This window comes from uncultured Streptococcus sp., assembly GCF_963536705.1.
Classification (GTDB): Bacteria; Bacillota; Bacilli; order Lactobacillales; family Streptococcaceae; genus Streptococcus.
In genome coordinates this window covers 15,811-33,344 of sequence record NZ_CAUTAP010000006.1, presented here as the reverse complement: position 1 = coordinate 33,344, position 17,534 = coordinate 15,811, and the positions used below count along the sequence as shown (strand labels likewise).

Genomic DNA, 17,534 nt, shown 5'->3' with positions numbered 1-17,534 from the left:
GGAAGAAAAATGGATATAAAAGCAGAAGTAATTGAAATCATTGAAGAACTATTTATGGAAGATGTGTCAGACATGATGGACGAGGATTTGTTTGACGCTGGTGTCCTAGACAGTATGGGAACGGTCGAGCTGATTGTTGAGCTGGAAAACCGTTTTGACATTCGCGTGCCAGTGTCAGAGTTTGGCCGTAATGACTGGAACACAGCCAATAAAATCGTTGAAGGCGTAACGGAGCTTCGCAATGCTTAAACGACTCTGGCTGATTCTGGGGCCAGTTTTCTGCGCTATGGCCATGGTTGCCCTGCTCTTTTTCTTCTATCCGCTTGATAAAAAGCATGATATAGAAGCGGAGAAGCGCTCAGCAGTGACCCTGACAGCAGAAAACTTCAAGAGCCGCAGTAAGAAGGTGACAGCCTTAACCGATAAGAAGATGCGTTTTGTTCCCTTCTTTGGATCTAGCGAATGGTTGCGCTTTGATAGTATGCATCCGGCAGTGCTGGCTGAGAAATACGACCGCTCCTATCGTCCCTATTTTCTAGGCCAGCGCGGGGCAGCATCATTTAATCAGTACTTTGGTATGCAGCAGATGTCCTCTGAGTTGGAGGGACAAACGGCGGTTTATGTGGTGTCGCCCCAGTGGTTTACCAAGACTGGCTATGATGCTTCGGCCTTTCAGCAGTACTTCAACAGCGATCAGCTGACGGCTTATCTGTCTCAACAGCAAGGAGATGCGGCGGCGCAATATGCAGCCCAGCGCCTCTTGCAGCTCTATCCAGATGTCGCTATGGCAGAGAGCGTCCAGAAGCTGTCTGAAGGTAAAAAGCTGAGCAGCTTTGAAGAGCGTCATATTGAGATGATGGCTCATCTTAATGAGCGCCAAGATGCTTTTTTCAGCAACTTTGCTGCCCTCAATAATGAAAATTATGACCAGCGAATTTTACCTTATATGGCTGATCTGCCAGATATCTTCTCTTATCAGGCTTTGGAAGAGATTGCCACAGCAGAGGCCAAGAAGAAGACCAATAACAATCAATTCGGCATAGACAATCATTTTTACAAGACCCGTCTGGCCGGCAAGGTTGCCAAGCTCAGAGGTTTTCAAACCAAGCAATCTTATGAAAAATCCCCTGAGTACAACGACTTGCAGCTGGTTCTGGACCAGTTTGCCAAGTCAAAGACCAATGTTATCTTCATCATTCCACCGGTCAATTCTAAGTGGATGGAGTATACAGGTCTCAGTCCTGAAATGTACCAGCGGACAGTGGCTAAGATTCGTTACCAGCTGGAAAGTCAGGGCTTTACCAACATTGCTGACTTTTCTAAGGACGGCGACAAGCCTTACTTCATGCAGGACACTATTCACATGGGCTGGAATGGCTGGCTGGCCTTTGATAAGGCGGTTGATCCTTTTGTAGCCAATCCACAGCCGGCGCCAAACTACCAGATCAATGACCGTTTCTTCACTAAGGAATGGTCTCAGTATACTGGCAAACCAGAAGAATTCAAATAAGGTTGGGATTTTCCAGCCTTATTTTTATAAAGGAGGAAAGATGAAAATTCGTTTGTCCCAAATAGAAGATATCCCAGCCATTATGGCGATTTATGATGTGGCCCGTCAGTTCATGAAAGATCAGGGCAATCCAACTCAGTGGGATGGAGGCTATCCTAGCGCAAGCTTGATTGAGGATGACATTGCGGCTGGCCACTCTTTTGTTGTCGAGGAAGAAGGGCGACTGGTCGGCACCTTTGCCTTTATCATTGGAGAAGACCCGACCTATCAGGTCATCGAAAAAGGGGTCTGGCATTTTGCAGAGCCTTACGGCACCATTCATCGCATCGCTTCAAATGGCCAAGTTAGAGGCCTATCCCGTCAGGTCTTTGATTTTTGCTGCCAGCAGATTCCCTATTTGCGCATCGATACCCATGCGGACAATCAGCCTATGCAGACAGCTGTCCTGAACTACGGCTTTAGGGAATGCGGCATTATTCATGTGGCAGACGGTAGTCCTCGCCTGGCTTATGACTATCATCAATAAAAAAATCTGCCTTTGAGCAGATTTTTTACGTTATAGTAAAACATACTTTTCGACAGCTTCCGCGACCCCGTGCTCATTGTTGCTTTTGGTGACGGCTTTTGCCTCGGTTTTGACTGCTTCAGGGGCATTGCCCATAGCGACTCCAAGTCCAGCCAGGCGCAGCATAGGAAGGTCATTGAAGTTGTCTCCGATTGTCATGACCTGCTCTAGAGGCACTTGATAGTGCTGGGCAATTTCGTACAAGGCTTGCTCCTTGGAGACATGCTTGGCCGTGACTTCCATGTAGTTGTCCTTAGAAAGGTAGAAGGATGTCTTGGGAAAGCCTAAGGTCTGTAGGTAGTCATGGAGTTTCTGGATGACAGGCGCTTGATCAATCAGGAGTAGCTTGTGGACGGGCATTTGCGCATTCAGCACTGGGATTAGCTCATTCTGAATCATCGGTCGCTCACCTGTAATAGCTGCCTCTATCTGCACCCACTTATCCAGACAGTCAGCAATCCAATCCTTACCGGAATAGAGATTGATGGACACACTAGGAAATTCAGCCTTGACAAGTTCCAGAAAAGTGCGGATTTCTTTCTTATCCAGAGGATGCTCGATAATAGTTTCATAAGCTTGCGGGTCGCCCTTGATGACCAGAGCGCCATTGTAGCAGGCTAACGGATTATCTCTCAGTTCCAGCTCACACGCAATGGGCTCCATGCCTAGAGGAGAGCGGGCAGAAGCGAGAACGAAAGGGATTTTTTCTCGGCTTAGCAGGGGAATCATGTCCTTGAGTTTAGGATCTACTTGGTGCTGGTCATCCAAAATGGTGCCGTCAATGTCGCTGATAATCAGGCGAATCGCTTGGTTTGTCATAGCTCTTCCTCCTTTGTGTCTAAAAGATCGATTTAATAAATTATTTTAACCTTGTCTCCGAGCAGTTTTTGGACTTCAGGGCTGGGCTCTTGGTTCGTAATCCAGTAGTCAAAGTCGCTGACAGGACCCAGGATGTACTTAGATTCTTTCTGCCACTTGTCTTGTTCGGCCAGCAGAATCTTAGTCTTGGCGTGCTTCAAAGCCAGTTTTTTCAGGTGGGCATCAGCTTCGTCTTCAAAGCTGACTAGGCCATCAGAGACACTGGCTGCCCCGATAAAGGCAATGTCAAAGGAAATTTGCTCCAGCAGCTCTGCTTCATTGAGCGCGTAGTAGAATCGGTTTTTGGGATAAAATTTCCCGCCTAAGAGGTGAAAGTTCACTTTGTCCTGACTGCTCAGCATGATTGCATTATCCAGAGAATGGGAATAGATTGTCATAGGCTCCTTGATGCGCTGAGCCAGATGGAGAACGATGGTTGAGACATCAAAGAAAGCAATCTGCTCCGGCTTGAGAAAGTCATGAGCCTTCTGAGCAATAGCCTTTTTTTCTTGACTTAGTTGGCTGATGCGGTCGTTAAAGGAGGGGATTTGCCGGCTAGTGTCTAGCGGGATAATACCTCCGTGGGTGCGTTGCACAAGCCTACGCTCGCTTAAAATTGAAAAATCTCGCCGAATAGTATCTTTAGAAACCTGAAAATGCTCAATCATATCCTTGGCTGACAGCTGTTTTTTCTCAGCTAAGAGCTCTAAAATTTCAGCTAAGCGTTGTTCTTGGTACATGCTTGTCCCTCCCTACTTTTCTAGATAGAGTATAACACAATTGATAAGTTTTTAAAAGCATTTATAATCATTTGTAAGTCATTAAGAATTACATTGGAGAAAATCAAAAAACCGAGCAAATCTCGGTTTTCATGATTTATAATAATTGAAAGACTTTTTTCAATTAAGGTGTTTGGATATTGACAGATCCATCGCTGCCGACCTTAACATCAACACCGCCGCCTTGAACATGAACGCCATCTTCATTTACGCTAACACCAGCGTTGTCAGTTTGTACATTAGCACTACCGTCTCCGTTAGTTTCAACAGAAGCACCTCCGCTTTCGTCTCCGCCATTTACATTAACGCTAGCATCTCCGCCATTTACGTTGACTTTGGCACTACCGCTTTCTTCAGATGTGCTGCTAGAGCTTGTCTTAGCCTTAGATGAAGAAGATACGCTTGAGCTTGAGCTTTCTTCAGTCTTCTTATCTACAGAATTTCCGCAAGCTGCCAAAAAGAAAAGTGCAATTAGTGGTAATAAAAATAAAGAAATTTTAGATAATTTTTTCATCTTACCCCTCCTTCTAGTATAATATTAAACAAATATTTCATTTGAAGCAATGAAAAACCGGATTGATACATAAATAACATACTCTGTTAATAAAAATGTTACAAAATATATGTAAGATAAATAGAAAACATACAGATTTTAAAAGGCTTTTCGCACTTTCTGGGCTATTTGCGTTGTAATTATTTCGTAACAAATGATAAGTCTATGAGAAGGAGAAAAATAACATTTTTGCAACATTTCTTTTCCTCTGTAAATGGAGAAATCATGCTATAATCAACCTATGTTATCAAGAAATTTTCAGAAACTAATCGAGACAGACACAGTTGCAGCAGCGCGAGCTTTGTTAGGTATGCAGCTGATTCTAAATGGCCAGAAGTTAGGCCGGATTGTCGAAACAGAGGCCTATCTAGGAAGTCAGGACAGCGCCTGTCATTCAGCTAGAGGGCGCCGCTCCCCTAAGAATGAATCCATGTATCTGCCAGCTGGTCACTGGTATGTCTATCAGATTCATGGTCATCAGATGCTGAATCTGGTTACCAAGGCTGAAAATGTGGCCGAAGCCGTACTGATTCGAGCCTTGGAGCTGCCGGATGGCCGTCTTTTAGCTAATGGTCCTGGTAAGCTAACCAAGTATGCTGGGATTGATAAGCGCTTTGATGGACAGAGTTTAGCGACCTCCAGTCTGCAATTAGCCTATGACCTGACTCCGAATCAGATTGCCAGCCGTCCGCGGATTGGCGTGACCTGCACAGATGTCTGGCGGGAGGAGCACTTGGGCTTTTATGTGGCCGGCAATCGTCATGTCTCAAAAATGCCCAAGCGAGGCCTGCTGGATGATGAGGACACCTGGAAGAAGGAATAAAAGATGAAGAAAACAGAGATTTTTGACCAAGTCGTAGAAATTATGCGAGAGGATTCCTCTACAAAGAAAGACATCAAGGATGCAAATCCCGAAGAATATCGAGCGCGTATCACAGACCAGATGAGCCAAGAGGACTTTCTTTACCAGATGCATTGTTATATAGCTAGTTTTGGAATTTTGTCTCATGTTTGGTTTGGACTTAAGGAAACGCAACCGCCCGGCTTTAAAGTTAGATACTACCAAGACTGCCTCTACGTCCTGCAGGCAAATAGCGATACAGAGCTGAAACGTGGAGACCAGATTCTAGCCTTGGATGGGAAACCTTTGCCCCAGGTTTATCAAGAGCACAAGGATTATTTTGTCAGTGCTACACCAGAGCGACAGCACAAGGAGTGGGCTTACTTTGTGGAGCATGCTGGAGAAGTTACGGTGGTACGCAATGGCAAGGAAGAGCAACTGCATATTCAGCCGACTGCCCACCCAAAGAAGCCACCGCAGTTTGAATGGCGCAGACTTTCTGAGGATGTCGTCTATCTTAAGTTAGAAGATTTTACAGATGAGGCTGCTATCGGTCAGCTATATGCAGACAGTCAAGCAGCTATTGAGCAGGCTAAGTATTTAATCATTGATGTTCGAGTCAATTATGGTGGGACGGACTCGCTTTATTATCCACTTTTCAAATATACTCTCCCTCAGGGAAAGGCCTTCAGTGACTTAAATTTGCCAAGCGACGATGGGATGGAGATTCTCTATACTGATAGAAATGTTGATTTGCGTCAGCAACTGATGCAAAATATCCTAAAAGATCCAAACTTGTCAGCAGAAACTCACCAGATTCTCAAAGAATTTCTAAAAGAGCTAGAAGAAAATCGGGGGAAAGGGTATGTTCTTTATGGCGATGAGGACAGCAATCAGAACTTTTTGCCAGACGTTCTAGGCCTAGCTCGACCTGAAAAAGTCTTTGTACTAGCAGATGTTACCTGTGGGTCTTCAGGTGATAATTTTGTTGATACCATGAAGAAGATGCCCAAGGTTACGGTCCTAGGGCGTCCGACTATGGGAATTTTAGATTATTCCAATTGCTGCGTGAAGGATTTTGGTGACTATGAGCTCCTGTTTCCCACTTCACGTGACACTAGGATTGATCAAGGAAAGGGCATGAATGATAAGGGAGTTGAACCGGATATCCTGATTCCTTGGACACCAGAGCACTTAGAGCGGGATGTGGACCTGGAAGAGTGTCTCAACTATTGCAAAAACGCTTAGGATTTCTAAGCGTTTTTTCGTCTATATTAGATCTTGTCAAACTTCTCAATGTAAAAGAGAGTTAGTGTCACGATGGCAGCCAAGCCAATGAGAATGAGGATGGCTGGAGTCCAGGAATGGAATAAATCAAAGCTGTATCCAAAGAGGCTAGGTCCAAAGGCGGCCAGAATATAACCACCAGTCTGGGCTAAGCCAGACAGCTGAGCGGTTTGCTCAGGAGTACTGGTTTTCAGCGAGAAAGTAACCATAAGGTAAGGGAAGAGGGCGCTGACGGACATACCAATCAGAAGATTGAGGATGAGCCAGTAGACAAAGGAATCTGTCCTGACCAGCAGCATGCCCAGACCAACCATACCAGTTACAGAAAAGAGAGCAATCATCCCCAAGCGTTTTTTAGCGGATAGACGCGTTGTCAGACTAGGTATCGTCATAGCCAAAGGAAGGCTGATAATTGAAAAGATAGAGGCTAAGAATCCAGTAGCATCATCGGAAAGTCCTGCCAACTGGCCAAGAGTCGGCAGCCAAGTGATAGCCGTATAAAAGAGTAAGGACTGCAGGCCACCGAAAACAATCAGAGCCCATACTCTAGGATTTGTTAGCAGAGAGCCCATTTGCTGTTCACGATTTTTACTAGTCAGCTTGTGATTGTGACGGCTGTTAGGCAGCCAGATTAAGTAGGCCAGTAAGGAGATGAGGGTCAGGACGAGAATTAAGCCTTTCCAGCCAGCTAAGCGGACAATAGGCGCAGCCAAGGGAGACATGACTGAGATAGCCAGTCCCATAGAAGTGATATAAAGCGTGGTTAAAAATCCAATTTTCTCTGGCTGATTAGCCTGAATGACATTGGGCAGGAGCACATTTAAGACAGCGATGGCAGCCCCTAGCATGATTGTACCTGCGTAGAGTAGAGGCAGGTTAAAGATACGAATAAAAGAGCCCAGAGTCAGCACAATCATAGCCATGGTAAAGAGCTTTTCCAAACCGACCTTTTGAGCCAGGCGTGGGGAAAAGGCTGAGCAGAGTGCAAACATGATCAAGGGCAGGCTAGTCAGCAGTCCCAGAGAGTTGACGGGAACTTGCAGTCCCTTAGCAATATCGCCCAGTACAACAGGCAGCACTGCAAAAGGCGCCCGTAGGACAACCCCTACCATCAGAATACCTGGAAGTAGAAATTTCGAATGTTGCTTTTTCATAAAGTTAAGTTTCCTCCTATATAAATATCAAAATAAAATCAGTCCATCAAATCCAGAAAATACTGGCTGATAACTGTTTCTGGCAATGTTTTCTTCTGCTGGAGCCACCAGCTGACCGTCTCCACAAAGGTAGAGGTCACGTAATTTCTCAGAAAGGGTTCTGGTAGCTGAGATTTTTTTCGCAGGAGCTGTTCCTGAATCATCGGAAAGAGATAGTTTTCCAGCTCAATCTTTAAGCGATTGGTGAAATAGATATTTTTCGAAAGCAGCAAGGTTGCAATCTTGTCCTGATTCTTTTGGAAATGCTTGAAAATGTGGGTGGTTGCTTCAAAGAGTTCCTTGCCGTCGTCGCGCTCAAGAAAGGTATGCTGAAAGAGGTCTTGGCAAACCTCCTCTAGCAAGGCTTCCTTAGTATCGAAATGGGCATAAAAAGTCGACCGGCCAACGTCTGCCAGGTCGATGATTTCTTGCACGGTGATGTTTTCATAGCTTTTTTGATGCAGCAGGCTGATAAAAGCTTGGTAAATAGCTGCGCGTGATTTCTTGACTCGTCTGTCCATAGCATTTCGGAACAAAAGAGCAGGATTGTTCAGTAACAGACAAAGCCCCTCAATTGCTTCTTGTTTCCTTTCTGAGAATAAGGGATAATAAAGATGAAGAAAAACTGAACAAGGTGTTCCGTTTTGATTACATTATACTATAAAATTTGCTAAACTGAAAGGGGGCTGCCGTGAAATCTAGTAAAAATATGACTATTGCCTTTCTGTTAAACTTTTCCTTTGCCATTCTTGAGTTTATCTTTGGCTTCATGTTCAATTCCAGCGCTGTATTAGCCGATGCCGTGCATGACACAGGAGATGCGATGGCCATCGGACTTTCCACCCTTTTTGAAAAAATTTCTAATAAAAAAGAAGACAAGAAATACACTCTGGGCTATAAGCGCTACAGCCTTTTGGGAGCCCTGCTGACCTCGGTCATCTTGCTGGTCGGCTCGACCTTGGTGATTATCGAAAATGTACCCAAGGTCTTTGCGCCTGAAAAGGTCAATTATGACGGCATGCTGGTGCTGGGTATTTTCGCCATTATAGTCAATCTAGCAGCCAGCAAGGTGGTCGGTCATGGACATAGCCATGGACACAGTCATAATGAGTCTATTCTCAGTCTTCATTTTTTAGAGGACATTTTGGGTTGGGTGGCTGTTATTCTGGTCTCTATTGTTTTGCGCTTTACCGATTGGTATTTTCTAGATCCGCTGCTCTCCCTGCTCATTGCAGGCTTCATTCTTAGCAAGGCCCTGCCTAAGTTCTGGGAAAACATCAAGATCTTTCTGGATCACATCCCAAGCGATATTGATTTGAGCCAGCTTTATCAGGAAATTCTGGCGGTTGAAAACGTTCAGACTATTACTCAGCTCAATGTCTGGACTACAGACGGTTTGGAAAAATTTGCCATGATCCATATCTGTCTTGAAAATCCAGAGCTGCTGGCCGAGACCCAAGCCACCCTGCGTCAAGAACTGCAGGCCTATGGCATCACCAAAATCACTATCCAGACGGATAGCAGCTTGGAAGAACATGAAGAGTGGTGTATAGGTGGAGAAGGCGATTTAAAACTTCATACTTAAATAGTGCTACTATAAACTATATCTCTGCAGTCCGATATTTCGGGCTGTTTTTTCGTTTTACAGTCTAATTTTCATCACTTAACTGGTTCTATTTTTATGATTTTCTTCTTATTTAATTCCTCTATTTCCCTGTCTGAAAATTCTAGCTTTTTGATTTTGTGATTTTTCTATAAAAAATAGACAAGCTAAACACTCTGTGCATTTTTAGGGTGGTTTTACCTCTTAGAAAATGCAAATGTATTGACAATGCATTTTCTTTAGCATATACTATTGAGTAGGAAGAAACAGGCAAAGCTTGCTAAGCCTTGTCCTGAAGCGCCTTTCCTAAGCATATCGACTACCGATTAGAAGAAGACAGATGCTGTCACACTGTCCATCTGAAGGTTGAAAAAGTAGTAGTAAAGGGGAGAAATTCCCTTAAAAATTTTGCTGTTTTTTAAACTTTGAAAGAAAAGAAGCTATTAAAAAAACGTTAGAAACGTTGATATAACAAGCTTTTATCAAAATTAAACATTTTTTTAAATGCAATCATTTTTTTCGAGGCAAACCTGTTGACAAGATGTCAATTATGTCATATACTGTGATAGGTAAATGTTTTTTAAAGCAAATAAAGCTTTTGTTCCTAGCATTTCCTACCACAATATGCATATCGGTAAAAAGAAAAACCATAAGATAAGAATTCTTATCTTATGGCACTGGCTGCTTGATGATTCGGGTTAAACCAACTTCACACACACACGGTTTAACCTGCATCTAAAAGCATGAGAAATTTTGCAAGAGAACTTGCTTTGTATAGTATTTAAGAACGCAAGAACAAATGTTTTTGGCATCTGCTTTTTTGCGCCCCTTTTGACAAATCTAAAACGCCCCTTATCAATCCTAGGATTGTTTTAAGGACTGTTTGCTAGGTTTATCAAATGGAGATACTGCTCAAAGCATCTAACTTAAAACATTAAGTTTGGTTCTATTGGTAAATTTTCCATGTACTAGCCTAACTTAAAAAGCTTAAAGAAACCTTAAAGGAAGCTTTAAGCGAGGGAGATTTTTTTAAGAAAGCTGTTATCTATTAACGCATAGAAAGAATTGAAGGATTTTTACAAAAAAATCACAGACAGGAGAAACAAATGGCACTAATCGCTATATTGGTTCAATTCAATCTGATAACGGCAGCTCAAAAAGAAGAAATTCTTCAAGATATGCCACAATCAAACATGCAGTTAGAGAGATATCTAATCAGCAAGGGCTATGTGACAGAAGAAGATATGCTGAAAGTCATGAGTTACTACTATCGTGTACCTCATGTCAATCTATCACAGTTTGTGATAGAAAAGGAAGCTGTCGAGAAGGTTTCAGAAAAAGTTGCTAAACGTCATGGATTGATTCCGATCTCTTTCACAGATGGAGAAGAGGGAGAAGAACCCAAGTTAATAGTTGCGATGGCAGACCCAAGCAACTATATCGCCCTAGATGACGTTAAAATCGTCTCTAAGATGGCGGTAGAACCTTATGTAACTTTTCGGGATGATATTGAGAAGTATATCGATCAATACTATTCCAAAGGAGAAGAAGCCCAACAGGCAGCGACCGAAATTGAAGGTTTTAATGTGGATGAAGAGATCGTTGAAGAAGATCTCGAAATCAAAAACGCTCCGGTTGTACGTTTGATTGACTCGATTATCAGTCAGGCAATCAAGACGCGGACCAGCGATATCCATATTGAGCCCTTTGAAAAAGTTGTTCGTGTTCGTTTCCGGGTTGACGGGACCTTGGTGGAAAACATGCAGTTGAAAGCCAATGCTCACTCAGCCATTGCGACACGGATTAAGATCATGAGTGGTCTGGACATCGCTGAGCGGCGGATTCCTCAGGATGGACGGATTGAGACAACCATCGACGGCAAAGAAGTCGACATGCGGGTTTCAGTCTTGCCTACTGTATTCGGTGAAAAAATCGTTATTCGGATTTTGAGCCGGAATGCAACCCTCCTCAGTAAAGAGGAGTTGGGATTCTCGCCGACCAATCAGAAACTCTTTGAGGATATTCTTAAGGCGCCAGAAGGCATCATCTTGCTGACCGGTCCTACAGGAAGCGGAAAGACGACCACTCTCTACACAGCGCTCCGTGAGCTCAATGATGTAGGAAAAAATATCATCACTGTTGAAGATCCGGTTGAGTACCGATTGGAAGGGGTCAACCAAGTTCAGGTAAATAACAAAGCTGGACTGACCTTCGCGAGTGGTTTGAGAAGTATCCTGCGTCAGGATCCGGACATCGTTCTCTTGGGGGAAATTCGGGACGAAGAGACAGCTAGTATCGCGGTTCGGGCCGCTATCACTGGTCACGTCGTTCTCTCGACTATCCACACCAATGACACAGCTAGTACAGTCAACCGTTTGGTCGATATGGGCATCAAGCCTTATCTGGTCTCAACGGCGACTGTCGGTATTATCGCACAGCGCTTGATTAAGCGCATCTGTCCTAAGTGTAAGACTGAATATACTGTAGAAACAAATGAACATGCAGGTATCGGTATTCACAAGGGAGACACCTTGTATCGCGGACGCGGCTGCAACTACTGCAGCGGTACGGGATACTATGGACGTATAGCTATCCACGAAATCATGGCAGTGACAAGGGAGATTAAATCACTAATTAATGATGGTGGAACAACGTCACAGCTTCGGGCAGAAGCTAAGAAAAATGGTATGCGAGACTTGGCGGAGGAGGCCATTGATATCGCAAAACAGGGGACTACAACGATTGAAGAAGCAATGAAGATTGCCTTCAGTCTAGAAGGGGAAGTTTAGGATGAATTTGGATGAGTTAATTAAGCAGGCGATTGAAGCGGGTGCATCAGATATCCACTTCACGGTTGGCGCTGAGCCAAGCATGCGTCTGCACGGGAGGTTAACACAACTCAACAATACAATTTTGACCAACGAAGACACGGTTCGCTTCACCAAGCATATTTTAAATGAGAAGCAGATTGCTCATCTTTTAGAAGTCGGTGAAGTGGACTGTGCCTACGAGGTCGATAATGGCTATCGCTTGCGGGTCAATATCTTTAAGCAGAAAAACAACTGTGGGATTGCCTTGCGGGTCATTCCCAAAGATATTCCATCTATGGAATCTCTGGGATTGCCACCAGTTATCAAAAAGCTAGCTGAGAAACGCCGGGGTCTGATATTGGTTACCGGACCAACAGGAAGCGGAAAGTCAACGACCCTGGCAACCATGATCAACTACATGAACAGCTTGCGGGACGAGCACATCATCACGATTGAAGATCCGATCGAGTACATGCACACGCATAATAAGTGCTTGGTCAACCAGCGTGAGCTGGGAGCGGATACGCAGAGCTTCGGCAATGCCCTCCGCGGTGCACTTCGTCAGGACCCGGATGTCATCCTAGTCGGTGAGATGCGGGATAAGGAAACGATTGAAATCGCCCTGCGTGCGGCGGAAACAGGTCACTTAGTCCTGTCAACTCTCCACACGGTCGGTGCCGTAAACACCATGGACCGGATTATTGACGTATTTCCAGCCGAGCAGCAGGAGCAGATTCGTGTGCAGCTTTCCGCCGTTATGGAAGGGGTTGTATCGCAGCAGCTTATGCGTACAGCGACCGGCAAAGGTCGTGTGGCTGCCTTTGAAATCATGCTGGGAACACCCGCTATTCGCAACCTCATTCGCGAAGGGAAGACCCACCAGCTGCTGACGCCAATCCAAACAGGGGCTCAGCTAGGCATGATTACTATGGACACTTCGCTCATGGGACTCTACCGTCGCAATGTCATCGATCAAAGAACACTGCTGTCCTACTCAGTAGACCGCGCTCAAGTTGAAAAATCCCTAGGAATAGTGGGGTACTAGAGCATGACAGTATATGTTTGTAAATACTTAGACACTCGGCAAGGGGTCGTCACACTAGAGGTAGATGCTCCTAACCGGACTGACGCCGTCAATCGGATCCGTCTCAAAGGGAAGCCAATCAGTGTCGAAGAAAAGGTCATGGGCTCTAAGGAGATTGTCCTTTTCCAAAGCAAGAAGATCAAGCTCAAGGACATATCGCTTTTCTGTAAGCAGATGTCAGTTATGCTGGAGTCAGGGATTCCCCTCAATAATGCAGTGGATATCCTAGAGCAACAGGCTACTTCAAAGAATCTCAAGTCCAGCCTTAAAATCGTCAGCAAGAGCCTAAAAGAAGGTAGTCAGCTGTCCAAGGCCATGCTGGATCAGGAAGGGATGTTTCCCGATCTCTTGATTCGTATGGTGCAGGCCGGTGAAAAGACTGGTAAGCTAGACGAGGTACTGGAAAAGATGTCTGAGCACTATAATAAAGAGCTCAAGACCAGTCGCCAGATTCGCGGAGCTATGATCTATCCCGCAGTCCTAGCCTTTCTAGCTGTAGGAGCAGTCTTGGCCTTACTCTATATCGTTATCCCAAGCTTCTCAGGAATCTTTGAGCAGAGTGGGATGGCCATGCCACTGCCAACGCGTATCGTACTAGCAGCTAGTAACTTTGTCCGCTCTTCATGGTACATCCTCTTCGGTGTGGCAGGGATTCTGGTCTTCCTCTTCCTGCGCTATCGCAGCACAGAGGCAGGCCGCTACCAACTGGATCGGCTCAAGCTTAATCTGCCGGTCATCAAGGGGCCAATGCAGAAGATTGTTACTGCTCGCTTTGCCAGTACCTTGGCTATCCTGACCAGTGCAGGTATCCCTCTGGTCGAGGCTATTGAGTCTGCTGCTGCGACAACCAACAACGCCGTCGTCATTGAAAAGATGAAGATCGCTAATGAAGGTCTGCAAAAAGGGGAACGTCTGACAGGGATGATTACCGCAACCGGTCTCTTCCCACCCATGATGCTCTCTATGGTCAAGATCGGTGAGGAGTCCGGGTCTCTGGAGTCCATGCTGGTCAAGACATCAGATTATTATGAAGAAGAGCTTGAAACAGCGATCAAGCAGCTGCTCTCACTCTTGGAGCCAGCCATGATTATCGTTATGGGGGTTATCATCGGAGGTATCGTTGCCTCAGTAATGTTGCCAATGTTTGAGCTTGCTCACGCTGTGGATGCAGGTGCTGGAGCTGATCAGTAAGAAGGCGCTTCAGAAAAGTTTAGGAGATAGCAGGGTAACTGCTCTGCACAAAAAGTTAGGAAACCGTTCTGATGTTGGGAGTTTGTAGGGTCTCCCAGCTAGGAACAAAACAAATGCCCCTGTGGGCGAAAATAGTAAAAATTATGAAAAAACAGGAGATCTATTCAAAATGTTAAACAAATTACAAAAATTCCGTCAGGACTTGAAGAAAAAAGGTAAAGGTTTTACCTTGGTTGAGTTGATCGTGGTAATTATCATTATCGCTATCATCGCAGCTGTAGCTATCCCAGCTATTACTTCCTTCCAAGATAACGCTCGTAAGAGCCGTATCCAATCAGAACACCGTGAGTTGGTATCAGCTATCCAGTCTTATATCGGAGCTCAGGACGACCCAACCAATCCAGGTGAAATCACTTTGGCAAAATTAGCTCCATACATGTCTAAAAATGCAAAAAATCAAGACGGTATTGTAAACACACTGGCTAAAGATAAAAGTGGAGATTCTAGCACAAGTGCACCAGGCTCTGCTCACCAAATCGATTCTGCTAACCATAAATTGATTTCTACCTTTACTCCAAGCAATGGAGGAAATGCTACTACTTTGACCTACGACTGGTCGAATAAAGGTGTAAACTCAAACTAATTGTCAAATCATCTAAATAAGATGTAGTAAAACCCTGCATTTGAGAAAAATAAAAAAGTTAGAAACTATGCTTCAGTTAAGCTGCTATATTATAAAAACATTAGGAGAAAATACATATGTTAAACAAATTGCAAAAATTCCGTCAGGATTTAAAGAAAAAAGGTAAAGGTTTTACCTTGGTTGAGTTGATTGTAGTAATCATCATTATCGCCATCATCGCAGCTGTAGCGATCCCAGCTATCACTTCCTTCCAAGATAACGCTCGTAAGAGCCGTATCCAGTCTGAACACCGTGAGTTGGTATCAGCTATCCAGTCTTATATCGGAGCTCAGGACGATCCAACTAACCCAGGTGAAATCACTTTGGCAAAACTGGCACCATACTTGTCTAAAAATGCCAAAAATGAAGATGGTATTGAGAAAGCGCTGGCTAAAGATAAAAATGGTCCAGCTCACGTCATTGATCCAGCTAAACACACACTAACTTCAACCTTTACTCCAAGCGATAGCAAGGCTAAGGCGACAGTTTTAACGTACAACTGGACTGAAGCTGGTGCAAATTCAAACTAATAACTTGAATTAATTTGAGTAATTCGTTAGAAAATTAACTCTTATCCGACTACCTTTGTAGTCGGATATTACCAAAGTAGTTGTCAGACTATGACAACTATTTTGGCAATATCAAAAGAGAAAACTAGGAGATATTATCAATGAAAGGGAAAAAAAGACAAGGGTCTACTTTGCCCATGGTTATTGTAACCATTGTGCTGTTGGTAGCTATGATTGGGATTTTGGCTTCTATCGTAGATACAGGGCAAAGCCAGACTCAACGCATGTATAACTATCTCAAAGCTAAGTACACAGCGACTTCTGGAACGCAGTTGGCATGGGGTGCCTATCTAGACCCTGTTGATGGCAATCCTTCATCGGTTTATGCAGAGTTTGACGAGAGGGCCCATAACGTGGATCCTTCAACAGAGCCGATTAAGTCAACCCACACTTTTAAGGATGGCAGTGTAGCAGAAATCGAGATGAATGGACAGCTTGTAGATGGTTTGACTGGTCCAGAAAATTATAATATCACGATTAAATCGAAGTCAAAATTAGCTGGCAGTAATGACTATTACGAGCATATTGTAACCTTCAACTTTGACACAAAAGGAATTCGCTCGGAAGAAGGACATTTGAGATCGGCGCAGAAGTAAAAATAAATTAGGTAGGAATGATGAAACAAATACAAAAAGGTTTTACCCTAGTCGAAATGGTTATGGCTATCATGTTGATGAGCATGATAGCACTCATCATTGGTGTTATATTTAACACCATGTTTTCCAGCCGAGAATTGATCGAGCGTGAAGCAAGTATCCAAGCAGAAATGCGAACCTCCATGCAGTATGTGGATCGAACCGTTGGTAAGGCAACTTCAATCTTTGTCTTGGATGACAGCAAGTTCAAAGGTTCCAAGCAAGGACTAAGCAGAGAATGGAGCTATATCGGCCTATCTGCGGATGGCAAGAAGGTCATGAACTATGTCTGGAACAAGCAAAAACAGGACTGGGATGTCAGCGAGCTGGGAACCAAATCTCTCTACAATATGAAGTTGGACTTGGAGTTTAAGACAGAGGGCGCTTATCAAGACAACCGCTTGATTAGCTATAATCTGACAGGGAAATATCCAGATACCAATAACAAGTTAGGCATTGATACAGCTATATCAGCTCTTAATACTAAGCAGGTCTTCTCTAAAGTTGCTAAAGGCAAGAAAGGGATTGCTATTGCTTATCGAACTGACCCTATTCAAGGGCAGATGAATATTGCCGTTTCTTTTGTTTTTGATACATCTGGTTCCATGGATTGGGATTTGCAGGGAAGAAATGTTAAAAAAACTGGTAATGAGAGTCGTATGGATATTCTACGAAAGAAATCCGTAATCATGATCAAGGACCTTGCGGAAATTGGGAATATTAGTGTGAACTTAGTGGGCTTCTCTACTTCAGCAAAATATATTCAACAAAATTTTTCTAATTTAGATAACGGTACAAATACTATTATAAACACCATAACTAAAAGTGAAAATTTAAACCCGGATGGTGTTACAAATCCAGGGGACGGACTTCGCTATGGGATGATTAGTCTGCAGTCTCAACCAGCTCAGCTTAAATATATAGTTCTATTGACAGATGGCATACCTAATGCTTATTTAGTAGATTCAAGGGCCTTGTACGCTGGCAATAGAGTAGATCTTAGCCAGGGAGCTGGTCGTGTAACTTTTAACAATCCTATTTATGATCTGTCCCCAACTTTAGGGTATGAGTATAGTCGTCTGGGTTATGATTTGTATTCTAGAGACTCCATAACGCGTGAAAACTCTATTGCTTATGCTGGAGAAGTGTCTAAAAAATTTGGCCTTGGTGTTAAGCGGGTCAATGTGATTGGTTTTTCTGGTGTGAACCATGAAATCGCTTATGGTCAAAGCTTGACAGATAGGATTGGCGAGGGTGGTATGGAGACTAAATATGTATCAGCTACGAATGAAGAAGCTTTGCAAAAGACCTTTTCTGACATTAAAAAGCAGATTCAACAGGATTTGTGGTTTGTATCAGGGCCGTAGAAAGGAG

The 17,534-nt window shown here is 44.0% G+C and carries 18 protein-coding genes; 13 read left to right on the top strand and 5 right to left on the bottom strand.

The window, feature by feature from the left end:
* Window positions 1-9: 9 nt before the first annotated feature.
* The 3 genes from dltC to RWX26_RS04980 are packed head-to-tail and all read left to right on the top strand — an operon-like array spanning window position 10 to window position 2,036.
* On the top strand, window positions 10-249 hold the full coding sequence (gene dltC, locus RWX26_RS04990; protein WP_023917116.1) for a D-alanine--poly(phosphoribitol) ligase subunit DltC: 240 nt from the start codon (window positions 10-12) through the stop codon (window positions 247-249).
* Window positions 242-1,510, top strand: coding sequence for a D-alanyl-lipoteichoic acid biosynthesis protein DltD (dltD, locus tag RWX26_RS04985; RefSeq protein ID WP_314579785.1), 1,269 nt, complete (start codon window positions 242-244; stop codon window positions 1,508-1,510). Before dltC ends, dltD begins: the two co-directional genes overlap by 8 nt.
* A 40-nt stretch (window positions 1,511-1,550) precedes the next feature.
* The gene (locus tag RWX26_RS04980) at window positions 1,551-2,036 is read left to right on the top strand and encodes an N-acetyltransferase (protein WP_314579782.1); all 486 of its coding nucleotides are present in this window, start codon (window positions 1,551-1,553) and stop codon (window positions 2,034-2,036) included.
* A 30-nt stretch (window positions 2,037-2,066) separates the two neighbouring features.
* On the opposite strand, the gene RWX26_RS04975 is transcribed toward RWX26_RS04980, so the two are convergent.
* The 3 genes from RWX26_RS04975 to RWX26_RS04965 form a co-directional block, all read right to left on the bottom strand.
* Window positions 2,067-2,894, bottom strand: a complete 828-nt coding sequence (locus RWX26_RS04975) for a Cof-type HAD-IIB family hydrolase (RefSeq protein ID WP_314579780.1) — start codon at window positions 2,892-2,894, stop codon at window positions 2,067-2,069.
* Window positions 2,895-2,926: 32 nt separating this feature from the next.
* Window positions 2,927-3,673: a DeoR/GlpR family DNA-binding transcription regulator gene (locus RWX26_RS04970; RefSeq protein ID WP_314579777.1), complete on the bottom strand. Its 747-nt coding sequence runs from the start codon at window positions 3,671-3,673 to the stop codon at window positions 2,927-2,929.
* 163 nt (window positions 3,674-3,836) lie between these two features.
* On the bottom strand, window positions 3,837-4,226 hold the full coding sequence (locus RWX26_RS04965; protein WP_314579774.1) for a hypothetical protein: 390 nt from the start codon (window positions 4,224-4,226) through the stop codon (window positions 3,837-3,839).
* A 280-nt stretch (window positions 4,227-4,506) separates the two neighbouring features.
* On the opposite strand from RWX26_RS04965, the gene RWX26_RS04960 reads away from it, so the two are divergent.
* On the top strand, window positions 4,507-5,088 hold the full coding sequence (locus tag RWX26_RS04960) for a DNA-3-methyladenine glycosylase (RefSeq protein WP_314579771.1): 582 nt from the start codon (window positions 4,507-4,509) through the stop codon (window positions 5,086-5,088).
* Between the two features lie 3 nt (window positions 5,089-5,091).
* Window positions 5,092-6,354 carry a S41 family peptidase gene (locus tag RWX26_RS04955; RefSeq protein WP_314579768.1) on the top strand — a complete coding sequence of 421 codons (1,263 nt, stop codon included), beginning with the start codon at window positions 5,092-5,094 and terminating at the stop codon, window positions 6,352-6,354.
* Between the two features lie 26 nt (window positions 6,355-6,380).
* On the opposite strand, the gene RWX26_RS04950 is transcribed toward RWX26_RS04955, so the two are convergent.
* Both RWX26_RS04950 and RWX26_RS04945 read right to left on the bottom strand, forming a co-directional pair.
* The gene (locus tag RWX26_RS04950; protein ID WP_314579766.1) at window positions 6,381-7,547 is read right to left on the bottom strand and encodes an MFS transporter; all 1,167 of its coding nucleotides are present in this window, start codon (window positions 7,545-7,547) and stop codon (window positions 6,381-6,383) included.
* 38 nt (window positions 7,548-7,585) lie between these two features.
* The gene (locus tag RWX26_RS04945; protein ID WP_314579763.1) at window positions 7,586-8,107 is read right to left on the bottom strand and encodes a TetR/AcrR family transcriptional regulator; all 522 of its coding nucleotides are present in this window, start codon (window positions 8,105-8,107) and stop codon (window positions 7,586-7,588) included.
* 170 nt (window positions 8,108-8,277) lie between these two features.
* Here RWX26_RS04945 and RWX26_RS04940 point away from each other — a divergent pair, with 170 nt between their 5' ends.
* The 8 genes from RWX26_RS04940 (at window position 8,278) to RWX26_RS04905 (ending at window position 17,527) form a co-directional block, all read left to right on the top strand.
* On the top strand, window positions 8,278-9,171 hold the full coding sequence (locus tag RWX26_RS04940; RefSeq protein ID WP_314579761.1) for a cation diffusion facilitator family transporter: 894 nt from the start codon (window positions 8,278-8,280) through the stop codon (window positions 9,169-9,171).
* Between the two features lie 1,124 nt (window positions 9,172-10,295).
* Window positions 10,296-11,978, top strand: a complete 1,683-nt coding sequence (locus RWX26_RS04935; RefSeq protein ID WP_002928468.1) for a GspE/PulE family protein — start codon at window positions 10,296-10,298, stop codon at window positions 11,976-11,978.
* A gap of 1 nt (window position 11,979) precedes the next feature.
* Window positions 11,980-13,044 (top strand): type IV pilus twitching motility protein PilT, encoded by a 1,065-nt coding sequence (locus RWX26_RS04930; RefSeq protein WP_011837691.1) that lies wholly within the window; start codon window positions 11,980-11,982, stop codon window positions 13,042-13,044.
* A 3-nt stretch (window positions 13,045-13,047) separates the two neighbouring features.
* Window positions 13,048-14,274 (top strand): type II secretion system F family protein, encoded by a 1,227-nt coding sequence (locus tag RWX26_RS04925; protein ID WP_314579758.1) that lies wholly within the window; start codon window positions 13,048-13,050, stop codon window positions 14,272-14,274.
* A 169-nt stretch (window positions 14,275-14,443) separates the two neighbouring features.
* Complete coding sequence (locus tag RWX26_RS04920) at window positions 14,444-14,917, top strand: prepilin-type N-terminal cleavage/methylation domain-containing protein (protein WP_314579756.1); 474 nt, start codon at window positions 14,444-14,446, stop codon at window positions 14,915-14,917.
* 116 nt (window positions 14,918-15,033) lie between these two features.
* Window positions 15,034-15,486 carry a prepilin-type N-terminal cleavage/methylation domain-containing protein gene (locus RWX26_RS04915; RefSeq protein WP_002899600.1) on the top strand — a complete coding sequence of 151 codons (453 nt, stop codon included), beginning with the start codon at window positions 15,034-15,036 and terminating at the stop codon, window positions 15,484-15,486.
* A gap of 140 nt (window positions 15,487-15,626) precedes the next feature.
* The gene (locus tag RWX26_RS04910; RefSeq protein ID WP_002899602.1) at window positions 15,627-16,121 is read left to right on the top strand and encodes a hypothetical protein; all 495 of its coding nucleotides are present in this window, start codon (window positions 15,627-15,629) and stop codon (window positions 16,119-16,121) included.
* A 17-nt stretch (window positions 16,122-16,138) separates the two neighbouring features.
* The gene (locus RWX26_RS04905; protein WP_314579751.1) at window positions 16,139-17,527 is read left to right on the top strand and encodes a VWA domain-containing protein; all 1,389 of its coding nucleotides are present in this window, start codon (window positions 16,139-16,141) and stop codon (window positions 17,525-17,527) included.
* Window positions 17,528-17,534: the final 7 nt, after the last annotated feature.